The following is a 15,522-nucleotide window of genomic DNA, read 5'->3' on the forward strand; positions in this document are numbered from 1 at the left end:
GTCATGAAGAAGCATCGTTCCATTTGGTTTTGGCTGTTTTGGCTCTTAGTAATTGCCATCCTGTCAGCTGGTGCCTACACCACTTATCTGGCCATGGTGCCAACCCGGACGGCTTTTAGTACGACGAAAAACGCCGACAACACAAAAATCGATCTTACCTTGAACCGTGATCAACTAAACGCTCTGTCAAAGACTTATTTGACCAACGAGTCAAAGGGTAAGTACAGCCTGTCTGTCAATGCCGATAACGTGACCGCCCAAACGACAGTCACCATTTTCGGTCAAAAGATGGACGCGAAGTTAACCATGGACCCACAAACGACTAGTGACGGGAACATTGTCATGGCTGTTAAAAAAGTCGAACTCGGCAAGCTTGACTTGCCAGTCAACGTTGCCATGGGTTATATCAAGTCCATGTATTCCGGTCCAAAGGGTGTCACCATCCAGCCGGACCAGCAGCAAATCAGCCTTGATTTGGCCAAGTTAACGAAGAAGAACGGTTGGACCCTTCAAGCCGACGAACTAAACTTGAAGGATAACCGCTTTACCTTTACCGGAGTGATGCAAAATGCCCAGTAGAAACCGCTCATTTTACGGTTGGTTGATGACCAATCGCAACAGCGTGGCGGCAAACGAAATTCAACAGTTTGCCAACAATGCCTTTTTGGACAGTTCCTTTCCAAAGCAGTCGATGGATTTCGATGAGATCTCGGAGTATTTGGAAACGGCTGCCCCATACTTAATGTCGATGACCATTTTTGATGAAGCCTGGGCTGAGTACCAGGCTTCTCGTTAGTTAGGAGACTGTCATGGGAAAAAACATTCAATGGTATCCCGGCCACATGGCCAAGGCCTTCCGCCTGATGCGCGAAAACCTTTCCTTGGTCGACATTGTCTTTGAATTGGTCGATGCTAGAGTGCCGCTTTCATCCAGAAACCCAGAGGTCGATAAGCTGATTGACAAAAAGCCCCGCTTGCTTGTCTTAACAAAGGCGGACTTGGCCGACCCAAAGGAAACGGCCGCCTGGAAGGCTTACTTTGAAAAGCAGGGCCTGGCCGTTGCGGTCTTGGACACTCGTGGACCAAAGACCGCCCAGTTTATGACCAAGGCGGCCAAAGAGGTCTTGAAGGAACAGCTGGCAGCACAAGAAGCTAAGGGGATTAAGAACCGGCCCATTCGCGTGATGCTGGCCGGTATTCCAAACGTTGGAAAGTCCACGTTGTTGAATCACCTGGTTCAAAAAAACGTGGCCATTACCGCTAATAAGCCCGGTGTCACGAAAAAAGTCGCCTGGCTGAAGACGGCCACCGGTTTGGAAATCCTCGATTCACCCGGGGTGTTGTGGCCAAAGTTTGAAGATCAGAAGATTGGGCAACGATTGGCTTTGACTGGTGCAGTCAAGGACACCATCTTTGCCAAGGATGACGCCGCCTTGAATCTCCTGGCCTTCTTCCGTGACTACAACCAGCAGGCCATCATTGACCGTTACCATTTAGCCGAAGACGCCTTTGATCAAAGTGACGTAAACTTGCTTTTGAACATTACCGAAAAACTTGGCTTTAAAGACGATTACGACAAGGCGGCTGTCCGCATGTTAAACGACCTGCGTTCCGGTAAGTTGGGCCGCTACACCCTGGACCGGGAACATGACTGAGACGATTGCAGCCATTAAGGCTGCCCTAAAGACAGCTGCTTTTGACGATGAGCGATTGGCAGCCTGGCGATTAGATCAACGGACCGGCGTTCAAGCGGCTTTAAAGAGCTTTGACAAGCGCTTGGAAAAAGAAGCTAAGCAGAAGGCCGACTTCATGACTCGCTTTGCCTTCGAATCCGAACTGTGGGAGCAGGGCTTTCAGGCCATTGCCGGTGTCGATGAGGTTGGCCGGGGACCCCTAGCAGGGCCAGTCGTGGCAGCGGCCGTTATTTTGCCGGCCGACTTTGACGCATACGGGGTCATCGATTCCAAGCAACTGTCTGAAAAGGTCCGCGATGAACTGGTGGCACACATTAAAAAAGACGCCATTGCCTATGGGGTCGGTGTTGTTTCGGCCGAACGGATCGATGAAATTAATATCTATGAAGCCTCGAGAGAGGCCATGAAAGAGGCCATTCTGGCCATGCAGGTGCCCGCCGACTATTTGCTAGTCGATGCCATGGTCGTTGACTTGCCCTTGCCCCAGCAGAAGTTGATCAAAGGGGATGCCCGTTCCAATTCGATTGGGGCCGCCTCGATCTTAGCTAAAGTCACCCGTGATGCCCTCATGGTTAAATACGATGAGCAGTATCCGGGTTACGGCTTTGCCCAAAACGACGGTTACGGCACAAAAGCCCACTTAGCAGGCTTGGCCAAGTTGGGTCCCTGTCCGATTCACCGCCGGACTTTTGCCCCCGTTAAAAAATTACTTTCTTAAAACCGCCAAGAAGCGGTTTTTTAATTTGTTTCTAATTTAATCTTGTTCAATCCCTTAATGAACCGTATAATAAATAAAAAGGTTCCAGTACATTTTTTAGGAGAGTGCTTCCATGTCCCAAGTTAAATTGACTCCACGACTGAACGCGGTCGCCGATTTAGTTAACGCCAAACACAAAGTCGCCGACATCGGCTCCGACCACGCTTACCTGGCCGCTTTTCTGGTCGAGCAGGGCCGAGTTGAAGAAGCCATTGTTGGTGAAGTGGCCAAGGGCCCGCTCGAAAACGCCAAGAAAACCGTGCGTAGTCAGGGGCTCACGGAAGCCATCGATTGCCGACTGGCCGATGGCTTAGCAGCCATTCAGCCAGAAGACGGCGTGGAAACCGTGGTGATTGCCGGCATGGGTGGTCTCTTGATTAAAAAGATTTTGGCTGACCATCAAGAACTCGGCCCCTTTCCTGAGCTTGTTCTCCAGCCAAACACGGACCAGGACGCCCTGCGGGCCTGGTTGGTTGCAAACGGCTATCAAGTGACCAAAGAAGAGATGGTCGAAGAGGGGATTCACCGCTATGAGATTATCGTGGCTAAGCCCGGAAAACAGGAACTTTCAAAAGAGGACCTGACCTTTGGGCCTTTCCTCAGGCAGGCGGCCGGCCCAATCTTTCAGGCCAAGTGGCAGCATGAAAAGGACCGCCTGCAATTGGTCTTAGACCGGCTCAAGGAAGCAGGACAAAGCCAAAGCGAAAAGTATCGTGAAGTCGAAGAAACGATTCAACAAATTGCAAAGGAGCTCAGCAAATGATTCGAGCAGCGGATTTAATTAAGAAAATTGAAGCCTTTGCGCCGAAGTCCTTAGCCGAAGAAGGGGACCCCACCGGCTTGCAGATTGGCGATCCCAACCAACCAATCTCAAAGGTCATGACCACCCTGGACGTTCGACCGGAAACGGTCAAAGAAGCCGTTGAGGCCGGGGTTGACTTTATTTGGGCCCATCACGAGCCACTCTTCTTTCCAGCCAAAAACCTGGACTTGTCCGACCCGCAGAATAAGATGTATGCCGATTTGATTAAGGCAAACATTGTTGTCTACTCCTCACACACCAATTTGGATGCGGCCGAGGGTGGATTAAACGACTGGCTCTGTTCGGCCTTTGGCATTGAAGAGGCAGTGCCGCTCTTACCAGCTGAAGGAAATGCCAAAGCCGGGCTTGGTCGAATTGGCCGCTTAAAAGAACCACTGAAGATGGTCGATTATGCCAAGGCAGTCAAGCAGACTTGTCAGGTTGACCAGGTTCGTCTGGTTGCTAAGCACCCAGAGGCCATGGTCGAAAAAGTGGCCGTTTTGGGCGGCGACGGTGGCAAGTTCTGGCGAACCGCTAAGGCCGCTCAGGCCGACCTCTTCATCACGGCCGATTTGTACTACCACGTTGGCCACGATGTTTTGGCTGCAGACTTTGCCGTCTTGGACCCGGACCACCACATGGAGGCCCTGGCCAAGGGGCCAATGGCTGAAAAAGTCAAAGACTGGTTCGGTTCGTCCTTGACCGTCTTTGCTTCGACCGTTAACACTGATCCCTACCGCTACCTATAGGAGGCTTTCACCATGTCAAAAAAATACCCAAAGTTAATTGACCGCTTCATGCGCTTTGTCAAAGTCAACACCCGCTCAAACGAGCAGTCAACGACCACGCCATCCGACCCAAAGGAAGTCGCCTTTTTGAAGGATTTGGCCGCTGAATTGCAGGACTTGGGCCTTGCTGACGTGCAAACCATGCAGGATGGTTATGTCTTTGCCAAGTTGCCAGCAAACACGGACCAGGAAGTGCCAACGATTGGTTTCATTTCCCACGTGGACACGGCCGACTTTAACAGTGAGGGGGTCAACCCTCAGGAAGTCAACCAATACGACGGCAAGTCCGTCATCCCCTTGGGCGATTCCGGCTTCTCCTTGGACCCAAAGGACTTTCCAAGTCTGACCAAGTATGAGGGGCATGATTTAATCACAACGGACGGTACGACGCTTTTGGGTGCCGACGATAAGGCCGGGGTGGCTGAAATCATGGCCTTGATTGACTACTTGTTGGCCCATCCAGAAGTCAAGCACGGGGCCTTGGCCTTCGGCTTTGGACCGGATGAAGAAATCGGTCGGGGAGCCAACAATTTTGACGTGGCCGCCTTTGGGGCGGACTTTGCCTACACGGTCGACGGTGGCCCTTTGGGGGAGCTCGAATGGGAGACCTTTAACGCGGCTGCTGCCAAAGTCAGCATCACGGGGCGCAACGTGCACCCGGGAACGGCCAAGGACACCATGGTCAACGCCCTGCAGGTGGCCATTGACTTTCACAACGCGCTGCCCGAAGATGAGCGGCCAGAAAAGACGGAAGGTCGCGAAGGCTTCTACCACCTCCACAGCCTGAATGGAACGCCAGAAGAAGCTTCGATGGCTTACATCATTCGTGACCATGACCGGAAGGCCTTTGAAGCAAAGAAAAAGACCTTGTTGGACCTAGCTGCTGACTTGAACAAGGGCTTTGATCAGCCACGGGTGCAAGTGAACTTAGAAGATCAGTACTACAACATGGGTGAAGTCTTGAAGGACCGGCAAGAGGTGGTGCAGTTGGCTGAAAAGGCCATGAAGGCCCTTCAGATTGAACCAAAGGTCGAAGCCGTTCGTGGTGGAACCGATGGTTCGAAGATTACCTTCCTGGGCTTGCCAACGCCAAACCTTTTTGCTGGTGGCGAAAACATGCACGGCCGTTTCGAATACGTCTCCAAGCAGGTGATGGAACAGGCTACGGACGTCTTACTTGAAATTGTTCAAGAAGCAGCCCGTTAAAAAGACAAGAATGAACTTGTTAAAAACAAAAGAAAAAAGACTCCTTTAAGCATTTTGCCTAAGGGAGTCTTTTTTTTATGAATGGTTTAGTTTTGCTTTGCTTGGTCTTCTTTTGAGATGGCGGGCACCACAACCAAAGCCAATTCTGCAACGATCACGGTGACCAAAGCAGAAAGGGCTGGGTTGAAGGCCACGCTCGTCATCTGAGCGACCAAGTAGCCGAGCAGCGCACCAAAGAAGGCTGCCCAGAGTCCAGTTACGATATAGCGCATGTTTACACCACCTTTTTGATTTACTGCTAATCTACCGCTACTTGTTCGATTGGTCAAGCAACAGAATCCAGACTTTGTTCGAAAAAAGACAATCAGCAGGGAGATCGGCCGATTGCCTGGTCAAAAATCTTTCAAAAAGAGAACAAATTTTCGGTATAATGTAAGGAGGATTTCACACAGTTGGAGGCTTTCATGTACGCACCGTTACAAGTTAAGAGTGGTTATTCACTGCTGCAAAGCCCAAGCAGTGTTAAACAAATTGTCGAAATCGCCAAGGCCCGTGGCTATCAGGCCGTTTCTTTGGCGGAACAAAACGTCCTGTACTCTCTGGTCGACTTTTATAAAGAGGCTGGTGAGAAGGGGATTAAGCCAATCTTTTCCCTGCAGCTGATGGTCAATGGCCTGGTGAATTTGGCAACGGCCTTCCCAATTCTACTGACGGCCTATAATCAGACTGGTTATCAGAACCTTGTCCTCCTGTCATCAAAGAAGATGACCCTGGGGGATGAACCAATGACCCTTTCCATGTTGGCCAAAAACTTGGAGGGACTGGCTGTCACGCTGACGCCTGAATCCGAACTCGGTCAGCTGATTGCCTCTTCTGATCCAGCGGCGAAAAACTACTTAACGAATTTAGAAAAGCAAATTGGCTCAGGGGAGGACCGCTATTTAGGGATTAGCCCCAGCCTGTCCTTTGTTCAACAAAAGGCACTGACCGCCTATGCCAAGGAAAATAACTTGCCCTTGATTGCCTGGGACCGGGTCGACTACTTGAATCCAGAAGACGCCTTTACCACCCAGGTTCTGCGAGCGGTCAATGCGGGAACGGTGTTAGAAGACTTGGGTCCGCTCTCCCATGAAAAGGGGGTCTTTTACCTTCGTGATCAAGCGGAATTGGCCCAAGCCTACCAGCAAACACTGGAACTAAAACAGGCCTATGAAAACAACGAGGCCTTGGTGGAACGAGTTCAGGTTCAGCTGAACTTTAAAAAGCCGGCCCTGCCGGTTTTCGAGCAGGATTCAGGCTTGTCATCAGCCGACTACTTAAGCCAGTTGGCCCAGGCCGGCTTAAAACGCCGCCTGCAGCTAGCTGGTATCAAAAACGTTCAGCCCTACGTTGACCGTTTGAAGCGGGAACTCTCAGTCATTATTGACCTGGGCTTTGCCGATTACTTCTTAATTGTTTGGGACATTTTAAAGTTTGCTCGTGACCACCAAGTGCAGACCGGGGCCGGCCGTGGTTCCGCCGCTGGTTCGCTGGTTGCCTACTGCTTGGGCATTACAAATGTCGACCCACTTTCGGCCGGCTTACTCTTTGAACGGTTCCTGAACCCGGAGCGGGCCCAAATGCCCGATATCGATATTGACTGGCCAGACGATCGACGGGACGAATTATTGGCATACTTACACGATAAGTATGGCCAGGAGGACTTTGCCCAGATCATTACCTTTGGTACTTTGGCTGCCAAGCAGGTTTTGCGAGACGTCGGCCGTGTCTTTGGTCTGGATGCCAAGGAACAAAAAAAGCTGACCGACACGATTCCGGCTGGTAAGAACGGTCGCAAGGTTAGCCTGGCCGATACCTTAGCCGATCCGAAAAACCGCCTGGAGCCAGCCCTTAAAAAAGTCGAATTCGGTGACTTGCTGCTGAAGACGGCCAAGAAGATGGAAAACCTGCCGAGAAATTATTCCACCCACGCGGCGGGGGTGGTGTTGTCGGATGCGCCTTTGACGGATACCCTACCCGTGCAAAGGGGCAACGACGGCTACTTGATGACGCAATTACCAAAGGGACCGGTGGAAGAGCTGGGGCTCTTGAAGATTGATATTCTTGGTTTAACCACCCTAAAGATTTTGGCCAAGGGGATTGAACTGGCCCGGCCCGTTCTCGGTGAGGAATTTGACATTAAGAAGATTTCCTTTGAGGACGAAGCGACCCTGGCCCTTTTTGCAAGGGGCGAGACCAACGGGGTTTTTCAGTTTGAATCGGCGGGGATGCAACGCATGCTTCGGCGGTTGAAGATTGACCGCTTTGCCTTGATTACGGCCTCGACGGCCCTTTACCGGCCGGGACCCAGTCAGCATATCGAAACCTTTATTAAGCGTCGCTTGGGCCAAGAACCAGTCCCTGTGACCGATCCGGTGGTCGATCGGATTCTTGCTGAAACCTACGGCATCCTGGTTTACCAGGAGCAGGTTATGCAGGTAGCCGAGGCCTATGCTGGCTTTTCACTGGCTCAAGCCGATTCCTTGCGTTCGGCCATGTCCAAAAAGAAATTGAAGCAAATGGCCCAGGCCAAGGAGGCCTTTTTGGCAGGTGCCAAAGAAAAGGGACACAGTCAAGAAGAGGCCGAGCAGCTTTTTGCTTACATCGACCAATTTGCCAATTACGGCTTTAACAAATCGCACGCGGTGGCCTATTCCGAGCTGTCTTTTTCACTGGCTTACCTGAAGGCGCACGCACCCTTGGCCTTCTACACGGCCCTTTTGAACGCTCATCAGGGTGGGGCAGCCAAGGCCCAGCGCTACTTGCAAGAGGCCAGAAAGCGCCAGGTCAAAGTCCTTGGCCCGGATGTCAACCAGTCCCAAGCTGACTGGTCAATTGAAGGGGAGGCTTTGCAGATGGGCCTCTCAAACATTGCCGGCCTACCAACCCCCTTTGTAGAGGAACTCTTAGCGATAAGAAAAAGCCGTGGTGGCTTTCCCAATTTACCGGCCTTCATTCTGTCCTTGCCCGAGAAGTGGCGGCAGGAAAAGGTCCTGTCACTGTTGATTAACGCGGGGGCCCTGGACCGCTTCGGCTATAACCGGGCCGAACTAATTGAAAATCTAGATGACCTCTTAACGGCGGCCGCCTTTGGCGAGCAGGTGCTAAAGGAGACCAAAATGAAGAAGGTCCCTGACTTTTCACTAGTTGAACGGCTGCAAAGGGAAAAGGACGTGCTTGGCTTTAACTTGTCGGGGCACCCAACCGAGGCCTTTTCGGCCGCTTATGACGCGGGGAAGGTGCAGACCATTGCCGACCTGAGTGAGAACCAGCAAGTTGCCATTTACGGCTTGATTAAGCAGGTCAAAGTCATCAAGACCAAGAAGGGCGATCAGATGGCCTTCCTGTCCGTTTCGGACATGACTGGAACGGTGGATGTCACCGTCTTCCCAAAGTTGTACGAGCGCTTAGCCGAGCAGTTAAGGGCGGGAAAAGTCTTTTTGATTGCCGGTAAGACTGAAGTCCGTCAGGGCCTGTCCATCATTGCTAACCGCTTGTCACAGGCAAACCCTGACGAGGGCAATCAAGAACGGCAACGGGCCAGCCTTTTGAAAGATGAGCCAGGGCAAAAACAGCCGGCAAAGGCTGCAGGACAGGGGACTTGGTTCCTGCGCCTAATTGACGAAGGCAGGGAGGCCGAGCAGAAGGCGGCCATCTGGCAGTTGATGAAAGAGGCCCACGGCCCTAATCCGGTCACCCTTTACTGGCCACAAACGAAAAAAAGAAAAAATTTGCCAATTCAATACGGTTTAGCCGATAAAAGCACGGTTTTAAAACCCCTCCAAGCACTCTTGGGTGAAAAAAACGTCGTTTTTAAAGAAAAAGGTTAGATTCTAGCTTGTGAATTGACTGTCTTGTGTATTACAATATGAGCAGGAAGTTGTTTGAAGCAACTCACCAAGATATCAAAGGAGCAATTTACCCATGAAAAAGACGAAAATCGTCTCAACGCTTGGTCCGTCATCTAGCGATGTCGAAACCATTGTGAAGTTAATTGAAGCTGGTGCTAACGTATTCCGTTTCAACTTCTCCCACGGTGATCACGAAGAACACTTGGGCCGTATGAAGAATGTTGCCGAAGCTGAAAAGATCACTGGTAAGACAGTTGGTCGTTTGCTTGACACGAAGGGTGCGGAAATCCGTACCACGAAGCAAGCCGATGGTAAGATTCAATTCGCCACTGGTGATGTATTCCGCATCTCAATGGACGATAGCTTGGAAGGTACGCACGACAAGATTGCCGTTACTTACCCAGGTTTGTTCGATGACGTTAAGGTTGGCGGAAAGGTTCTCTTTGATGATGGGTTGCTTGGAACAACTATCATGGAAAAGGATGAAGCAAACAAGGAATTGGTCGTAAAGGCTGACAACCACGGTTTGCTTGGTTCACGTAAGGGTGTTAACGCACCCGGCGTTTCAATCAACTTGCCAGGTATCACTGAAAAGGATGCCGATGACATCCGCTTCGGTTTGGATCACGAAATCAACTACATCGCGGCTTCATTCGTTCGTAAGCCTGAAGATGTTTTGGAAATCCGTGCCTTGTTGAAGGAAAAGAACATGGAACATGTTCAAATCATCCCTAAGATCGAATCACAAGAAGGTATCGACAACTTGGATGCTGTCTTGGACGTATCTGATGGTTTGATGATTCCTCGTGGTGACATGGGTGTTGAAATTCCTGCCGAAAACGTTCCTTTGATTCAAAAGGAAATGATGGCTAACATGAACAAGCGTGGATTGCCAGTTATCACTGCCACTCAAATGCTTGACTCAATGGAAGACAACCCACGCCCAACGCGTGCCGAAGCTTCTGACGTTGCCAACGCCGTTTGGGATGGTACGGATGCTACGATGTTGTCTGGTGAATCAGCTAACGGTGAATACCCAGTTGAAGCCGTTACGATGATGGCAAAGTTGGATGAAAAGGCCGAAACTGCCTTGCCACTTTACTCACGTCACCAAGACACGTTCTACCACAACGATTCAGTTGAATCAGTTGCTGCCGCAGCTGCTCGTTTGGCTGACTCAGTTTCAGCTAAGGCCGTTGTTGTCTTGACTGATTCAGGTTACGAAGCTCGCATGGTTTCAAAGCACCGTCCATTGGCACCAATCGTTGCCATGACGTCTGAAGAACGCGTTCAACGTGGTTTGACTTTGAACAACGGTGTTGTTCCTGTCTTGGCCGAAACTCCAAAGTCAGTTGACGACTTGATTGTTGCTGCAAAGCAAGCTGCTAAGGACCAAGGTTTGGCCCAATCAGGTGACAAGATCGTTGTGATGACGGTTGCCCCACTTGACAAGACGAAGGCAGCTAACAACGTTTCTGTTGAAACGCTCTAATCATTGTCTTTTAGACTGAAAAGTCCGACTCTGTCGGGCTTTTTTTATGTTAAAATGAAGAAAGTTCCAAGCAAATGAGGGATATGATTTTTGACAAAACAAAGTGAAAAGATTTTTACCTTTCAAAACGTTGAGCAGCAGACCGTGATTTCTGGTGCCAACGACCAGCTGCTCCTTTTGATCGAAGAGGGCCTTTCGGTTACGCTGCACGTTCGTGGGGCCCAGGTGGCCATCAACGGCGAGGAGTCAGACGTGTCTTTAGCATACGCCGTTTTAGAGGTTCTTAGTCAATTAGTGAAAAAGCAGGTGACGGTTGGCCCCGCTGACGTAGTGTCGGCCACAACCATGGCCAAGAAGGGGACTTTGAGCTACTTTTTGGACTTTTACCAGGGTTCCATCATTAAGGATAAGAAGGGGCGGGCCGTCCGGGTTAAGAACTACGGGCAGCGTCAGTATGTCTCTGCCATTAAGCACAATGACCTGACCTTTGGCATTGGTGCGGCGGGTACTGGTAAGACATTCTTAGCGGTGGCCATGGCTGTTGCTGCTCTGAAAAAGGGCGATGTCGAGCGGATCATCATTGCTCGGCCAGCCGTTGAAGCCGGTGAGTCGCTCGGCTTTTTGCCCGGTGATTTAAAGGAAAAAGTCGACCCCTACATGCGGCCAATCTACGACGCCATGAACAGCCTGATTGGGGCTGACCATGTCGAACGCTTAATTGAACGGGGCGTTTTGGAAATTGCGCCACTGGCCTACATGCGTGGCCGGACCTTAGACGACGCCTTTATCATTGTCGATGAGGCGCAGAACACAACGAATGCGCAGATGAAAATGGTCCTGACCCGCCTTGGCTTTCAATCCAAGATGGTTGTCAATGGCGATCCGTCACAAATTGATTTACCGAAGGGGGTCAAGTCCGGCCTTTTGGCAGCCCAGAAGATTTTGCAGGGCTTAAACCGGGTTGGCTTTGTTCACTTTGATAGTCAAGACGTCGTTCGTCACCCAGTGGTTGGCCAAATTGTTTCGGCCTATGAAGAGGCTGACGAAAAGGTGAAGACCTTAAAGGCAGCACGTGAAAAGGGAATGTAAGAATAATGGATTTAGCTTTAATTGATCAAACAAAAGACGGGGTCACACAGTTCCACCAGGACCTGGTCACTTACGTTTTGGATTACGCTGGCAAGTATCTGAAGCTGCCAGACAACACGGAAATGTCCGTGACTTTTATGAATAACGACGCCATTCAGGCCTATAACCGGGATTACCGGGGCCTTGATAAGCCCACCGACGTTATTTCCTTTGCCATCGAGGAAGATGGCGATGACAGCCCGGTTTTGGCCGATGAGGAAATGGACGCCGAGATTGCTAAAAACATTGGGGACATCTTGGTCTCGGTTGACATCATCGAAAGTCAGGCCGAAAACCTGGGCCACTCCTTCGAACGGGAACTTGGCTTTTTGGTTGTTCACGGCTTCTTGCACCTTAATGGCTATGATCACATGCTCGGTGACAAGGAAGAAAAGGAAATGTTTGACTTGCAAAGGAATATTTTAGATGACTATGGACTCCGACGCTAAAAAGCAAAGCGCCAACCTCCAACGAGATGAATTGGCGACTTTTCAAGACGAACTGGACCGTTCTTCGTTGATTCAAAGAAGAAGTGAGGAACGGGAAATTTCCGACGAACACGGTCGGCAAACTGGCCGCAACCGGAACTTCTTCAAATCACTCTTCAACGCCTTGAAGGGCGTCTTCCTGGTGTTGATTCGTGAACGCAACATGCGCTTTCACGTGGGCTTTGCCCTCATCGTCTTAGCCGGGGGACTCTACCTGGGCTTAAACCGTTCCGAATGGCTCTGGGTGGTGATTGGTGTCTTCTTGGCCATTTACGGCGAATTCGTGAACACCGTTGTCGAGGCGGTCATTGATCTGATGGTCGATAAGCGCTACCACCCCTTGGCTGGCTTGGTCAAAGATGTTTCGGCCGGAATGGTCTTAGTTTCCGTGGCTGCTGAAATGGTCATTTTATTTTTGATTTTCCAGCCCCATCTCTGGCACTTCTTTGGAATCGAAACGGACTTTTCTCGTTTCATTCACCGTTTGAAAGGATAATTCATGACAAAAGAAGGATTTAAATCAGGATTCGTGGCCATTATTGGCCGGCCAAATGTTGGGAAGTCAACGCTTTTAAACCGCATTGTTGGCGAAAAAATTGCCATCATGTCAAACAAGGCCCAGACAACCCGTAACAAGATTCAGGGAATTTATACGACTGACGATGCCCAGGTGGTCTTCATTGACACACCCGGTGTCCACAAGCCCCAGAACTCCCTTGGCGACTACATGGTCAAGTCCGCCTTTTCCGCCTTGCACGAGGCCGACGCCATTTGGTTTGTCGTCGATGCGTCAAAGAAGCGTGGGGCAGGTGATAACTTCATTATTAACCGCTTGAAGGAAGTGAAGAATACACCAATCTTCCTTTTGGTCAATAAAGTCGATCTCTTGAAGAAGGAAGACTTGTTTTCAGTCATTCAGACCTATCAAGAAGACGCCCCTGAATGGACGGAAATCTTCCCAATTTCGGCTACTGAAGGCGATAACGTGCCTGAATTGTTGGACACGGTTATCAAGGACCTGGACGAAGGTCCTCAGTACTTCGATGCCGACCAGTTGACCGATCACCCGGAACGCTTTGTTATTTCGGAATTGATTCGCGAAAAAGTCCTGCAGCTAACCCAGCAGGAAGTGCCACATTCTGTGGCGGTCGTTATCGATAAGATTGAAACCGGAGAAGACGATATCGTCCACATCCAAGCCTCCATCATTGTTGAACGGCCAACCCAGAAGAACATTGTGATTGGGAAGCAGGGGAAGATGATTAAGCAAATCGGAACCCGCGCCCGCAAGGACATTGAGCGCCTGCTTGGTTCCCGTGTTTTCTTGGAGACCTGGGTCAAAGTCGAAGAACGTTGGCGTGACCGCCCACAGGCCTTGCAATCACTGGGTTACCGCAAGGACGACTTTTAAAAAGAATGGAAAGCGAGCGGCTAGTCGCACACTGGCCGCTTTTTCGTACATAGTATTTTGCAAGAAAGGAGGAAGCCATGGCGCTGATTGAAGGACTCGTTTTACAAAGCACGCCTTATCGGGACAACGATTTGCTGGTCAAGCTCTTTACCAAAGAGGCCGGCATCATGACCGCCATGGCCCGTGGCGCGAAAAAGCAAAAGTCCAAGCTGACGGCCGTCAGTCAGCCCTTCACATGGGTGGTAGTTGACGGTGTTTACCCGAAAAACCAGCAGGGCTTAGGCTTTATCAATTCCGTGCAGGAAAGCCGGATTTATAAAAACGTGGTGGTGGATCTAACGACTGCTGCCTATGCGGCCTTGATTGCCAAAGATCTCACCGTGGCCTTTGAAGAAAACGAAGCCCAGCCGGTCTGGTACGAGAAGACCCTGGCCGCCTTTGACCAGCTAAACAAGCAAAAGGACCCGCAGGTCGTTGCCAACATCATGGAGTTACAGCTGCTGCCAGTCTTTGGCGTCTCACCAAACTGGAAAAAGGACCCGCTATCGGGCAGGGAAACCGGTGACTTTGACTACTCGGAGAAGTACAACGGGATTATTGAAAAGGCCCACTTTGACATGGATGACCACCGCCTGCACTTAGACCAGAAAACGGTCTACTACCTGCGGCTCTTTTCAACCATCGACATGCAAAAACTGGGTTCAGTGGCCCTTTCACCGGTCACAAAAAGGGGCATTCAGCGAGTCATTGATTACCTTTACGACCGGCAGCTGGGCTTTCAACCAAAGGAAAAACGTTTCATTCAAAAAATGGCCGCCTTTGAGGGGCAGTTACAAATCAAACCACGAAAAAAGGAGTAGCAACCATGAAGAAAATCTTAGTCTTACACACCGGGGGCACGATTGCCATGCACGCGGCCGAAGACGGCGATGTGGAAGTTGGGGCAGAGAATCCACTCAATCAGGCGCAGTTCGATTTGCCAGCCGTTGATTTGGACATTGAAAACATCTTTAACATCCCCTCAGAGCACATTACACCCGAGCACATGCTGACACTCTACAAGCGGCTAAAAGACGCTGACAAGGACTATGACGGCGTTGTGATTACACACGGGACCGATACCTTGGAAGAAACGTCCTTTTTCTTGGACAAAACCCTGGGCTTGTCCATTCCGGTCGTGATGACTGGCGCCATGCGCTCGTCAAACGAACTGGGGTCCGATGGCCTTTACAACTTCCAGTCGGCCTTGCGCGTGGCCATCGACGAGGAGGCGGCGAACCGCGGGGTCATGGTTGTTTTAAACGATGAAATTCACGCGGCCCGCTTTGTGACAAAGACCCACGCCACCAACGTGGCGACTTTTGCCTCACCGATTTCCGGACCGATGGGCATGATCACTAAGCGGCAAATCATCTTCTTCTATGATTTGCCAAAGACGATGACCTATCCAATCGCCTCCGTTAGCAAGAAAATCCCCGTCATGAAGGCCTATGCCGGAATGGACGGGCAGATTTTGTCCCTTTTTGCCGAAAGCGAACACATCGACGGTATCATTATTGAGGCCCTGGGGGCCGGGAACCTTGGCGAAGACGCCGCCCGTGGTGTGCAGGAACTACTCGATTCCGACATTCCGGTCGTGATTGTTTCCCGCTCCTTTAACGGGATTGCCGAACCAGTGTACGATTATCTTGGGGGTGGCATCCAGCTGGAAAAGTCCGGGGCCATCTTTGCTCGAGCCGTCAACGGGCAGAAGGCCCGTTTGAAGCTCCTGATTGGCCTGGAGAACGGCTTGTCGGCAGAAGCCTTGACCGACTTTTTGCATGAATTCTAAGGGGTTCTTCGACAACTAAAATTTTGCCAGGCAAT

General features: G+C 50.7%; 16 protein-coding genes. 15 read left to right on the forward strand and 1 reads right to left on the reverse strand.

The window, feature by feature from the left end:
* Positions 1-3 precede the first annotated feature (3 nt).
* The 7 genes from G6R28_RS01755 to pepT all read left to right on the forward strand — a co-directional run bounded on the left by G6R28_RS01755 (position 4) and on the right by pepT (position 5,247).
* A complete protein-coding gene (locus G6R28_RS01755; RefSeq protein ID WP_213792524.1) occupies positions 4-579 on the forward strand; it encodes a YpmS family protein in 576 nt (191 codons plus the stop codon).
* Positions 569-796 carry a YozE family protein gene (locus G6R28_RS01760; protein WP_213792525.1) on the forward strand — a complete coding sequence of 76 codons (228 nt, stop codon included), beginning with the start codon at positions 569-571 and terminating at the stop codon, positions 794-796. Before G6R28_RS01755 ends, G6R28_RS01760 begins: the two co-directional genes overlap by 11 nt.
* A 13-nt stretch (positions 797-809) precedes the next feature.
* Positions 810-1,655, forward strand: coding sequence for a ribosome biogenesis GTPase YlqF (ylqF, locus tag G6R28_RS01765; RefSeq protein WP_213792526.1), 846 nt, complete (start codon positions 810-812; stop codon positions 1,653-1,655).
* A complete protein-coding gene (locus tag G6R28_RS01770) occupies positions 1,648-2,412 on the forward strand; it encodes a ribonuclease HII (protein ID WP_213792527.1) in 765 nt (254 codons plus the stop codon). The genes ylqF and G6R28_RS01770 overlap by 8 nt, the downstream gene beginning before the upstream one ends.
* A gap of 112 nt (positions 2,413-2,524) precedes the next feature.
* On the forward strand, positions 2,525-3,214 hold the full coding sequence (locus G6R28_RS01775; protein WP_213792528.1) for a tRNA (adenine(22)-N(1))-methyltransferase: 690 nt from the start codon (positions 2,525-2,527) through the stop codon (positions 3,212-3,214).
* Entirely contained in the window at positions 3,211-4,002 is a 792-nt protein-coding gene (locus tag G6R28_RS01780; protein WP_213792529.1) for a Nif3-like dinuclear metal center hexameric protein, read from the forward strand. The genes G6R28_RS01775 and G6R28_RS01780 overlap by 4 nt, the downstream gene beginning before the upstream one ends.
* A gap of 12 nt (positions 4,003-4,014) precedes the next feature.
* Positions 4,015-5,247, forward strand: a complete 1,233-nt coding sequence (gene pepT, locus G6R28_RS01785) for a peptidase T (RefSeq protein ID WP_213792530.1) — start codon at positions 4,015-4,017, stop codon at positions 5,245-5,247.
* An 86-nt stretch (positions 5,248-5,333) separates the two neighbouring features.
* Here pepT and G6R28_RS01790 read toward each other — a convergent pair whose 3' ends face one another.
* The gene (locus G6R28_RS01790) at positions 5,334-5,519 is read right to left on the reverse strand and encodes a YjzD family protein (protein ID WP_213792531.1); all 186 of its coding nucleotides are present in this window, start codon (positions 5,517-5,519) and stop codon (positions 5,334-5,336) included.
* Positions 5,520-5,711: 192 nt separating this feature from the next.
* Here G6R28_RS01790 and G6R28_RS01795 point away from each other — a divergent pair, with 192 nt between their 5' ends.
* From G6R28_RS01795 to G6R28_RS01830, 8 genes are all read left to right on the forward strand, one after another.
* The gene (locus G6R28_RS01795; protein WP_213792532.1) at positions 5,712-9,116 is read left to right on the forward strand and encodes a DNA polymerase III subunit alpha; all 3,405 of its coding nucleotides are present in this window, start codon (positions 5,712-5,714) and stop codon (positions 9,114-9,116) included.
* A gap of 94 nt (positions 9,117-9,210) precedes the next feature.
* Positions 9,211-10,629 carry a pyruvate kinase gene (pyk, locus tag G6R28_RS01800; RefSeq protein WP_213792533.1) on the forward strand — a complete coding sequence of 473 codons (1,419 nt, stop codon included), beginning with the start codon at positions 9,211-9,213 and terminating at the stop codon, positions 10,627-10,629.
* A gap of 90 nt (positions 10,630-10,719) precedes the next feature.
* Complete coding sequence (locus G6R28_RS01805) at positions 10,720-11,718, forward strand: PhoH family protein (RefSeq protein ID WP_213792534.1); 999 nt, start codon at positions 10,720-10,722, stop codon at positions 11,716-11,718.
* 5 nt (positions 11,719-11,723) lie between these two features.
* The gene (gene ybeY, locus G6R28_RS01810) at positions 11,724-12,206 is read left to right on the forward strand and encodes an rRNA maturation RNase YbeY (protein ID WP_213792535.1); all 483 of its coding nucleotides are present in this window, start codon (positions 11,724-11,726) and stop codon (positions 12,204-12,206) included.
* Positions 12,184-12,741, forward strand: a complete 558-nt coding sequence (locus G6R28_RS01815) for a diacylglycerol kinase family protein (protein ID WP_238479222.1) — start codon at positions 12,184-12,186, stop codon at positions 12,739-12,741. Before ybeY ends, G6R28_RS01815 begins: the two co-directional genes overlap by 23 nt.
* A 3-nt stretch (positions 12,742-12,744) precedes the next feature.
* Positions 12,745-13,656 (forward strand): GTPase Era, encoded by a 912-nt coding sequence (era, locus tag G6R28_RS01820; RefSeq protein ID WP_213792536.1) that lies wholly within the window; start codon positions 12,745-12,747, stop codon positions 13,654-13,656.
* 77 nt (positions 13,657-13,733) lie between these two features.
* Positions 13,734-14,516, forward strand: a complete 783-nt coding sequence (recO, locus tag G6R28_RS01825; protein ID WP_213792537.1) for a DNA repair protein RecO — start codon at positions 13,734-13,736, stop codon at positions 14,514-14,516.
* A 5-nt stretch (positions 14,517-14,521) separates the two neighbouring features.
* Positions 14,522-15,487, forward strand: coding sequence for an asparaginase (locus G6R28_RS01830; protein ID WP_213792538.1), 966 nt, complete (start codon positions 14,522-14,524; stop codon positions 15,485-15,487).
* Positions 15,488-15,522 lie beyond the last annotated feature (35 nt).

Origin of the sequence: Fructobacillus papyrifericola (assembly GCF_018437235.1) — a bacterium.
Lineage (GTDB): Bacteria > Bacillota > Bacilli > Lactobacillales > Lactobacillaceae > Fructobacillus > Fructobacillus papyrifericola.

What these genes read in the sequence shown, in the direction of transcription:
- G6R28_RS01780 (WP_213792529.1), top strand. Translation starts at nt 3,211, where the DNA reads ATGATTCGAGCAGCGGATTTAATTAAGAAAATTGAAGCCTTTGCGCCG.
- era (WP_213792536.1), top strand. Translation starts at nt 12,745, where the DNA reads ATGACAAAAGAAGGATTTAAATCAGGATTCGTGGCCATTATTGGCCGG.
- G6R28_RS01760 (WP_213792525.1), top strand. Translation starts at nt 569, where the DNA reads ATGCCCAGTAGAAACCGCTCATTTTACGGTTGGTTGATGACCAATCGC.
- recO (WP_213792537.1), top strand. Translation starts at nt 13,734, where the DNA reads ATGGCGCTGATTGAAGGACTCGTTTTACAAAGCACGCCTTATCGGGAC.
- G6R28_RS01775 (WP_213792528.1), top strand. Translation starts at nt 2,525, where the DNA reads ATGTCCCAAGTTAAATTGACTCCACGACTGAACGCGGTCGCCGATTTA.
- G6R28_RS01790 (WP_213792531.1), bottom strand. Translation starts at nt 5,519, where the DNA reads ATGCGCTATATCGTAACTGGACTCTGGGCAGCCTTCTTTGGTGCGCTG.
- pepT (WP_213792530.1), top strand. Translation starts at nt 4,015, where the DNA reads ATGTCAAAAAAATACCCAAAGTTAATTGACCGCTTCATGCGCTTTGTC.
- ylqF (WP_213792526.1), top strand. Translation starts at nt 810, where the DNA reads ATGGGAAAAAACATTCAATGGTATCCCGGCCACATGGCCAAGGCCTTC.
- G6R28_RS01830 (WP_213792538.1), top strand. Translation starts at nt 14,522, where the DNA reads ATGAAGAAAATCTTAGTCTTACACACCGGGGGCACGATTGCCATGCAC.
- pyk (WP_213792533.1), top strand. Translation starts at nt 9,211, where the DNA reads ATGAAAAAGACGAAAATCGTCTCAACGCTTGGTCCGTCATCTAGCGAT.
- G6R28_RS01815 (WP_238479222.1), top strand. Translation starts at nt 12,184, where the DNA reads ATGACTATGGACTCCGACGCTAAAAAGCAAAGCGCCAACCTCCAACGA.
- G6R28_RS01755 (WP_213792524.1), top strand. Translation starts at nt 4, where the DNA reads ATGAAGAAGCATCGTTCCATTTGGTTTTGGCTGTTTTGGCTCTTAGTA.
- ybeY (WP_213792535.1), top strand. Translation starts at nt 11,724, where the DNA reads ATGGATTTAGCTTTAATTGATCAAACAAAAGACGGGGTCACACAGTTC.
- G6R28_RS01795 (WP_213792532.1), top strand. Translation starts at nt 5,712, where the DNA reads ATGTACGCACCGTTACAAGTTAAGAGTGGTTATTCACTGCTGCAAAGC.
- G6R28_RS01770 (WP_213792527.1), top strand. Translation starts at nt 1,648, where the DNA reads ATGACTGAGACGATTGCAGCCATTAAGGCTGCCCTAAAGACAGCTGCT.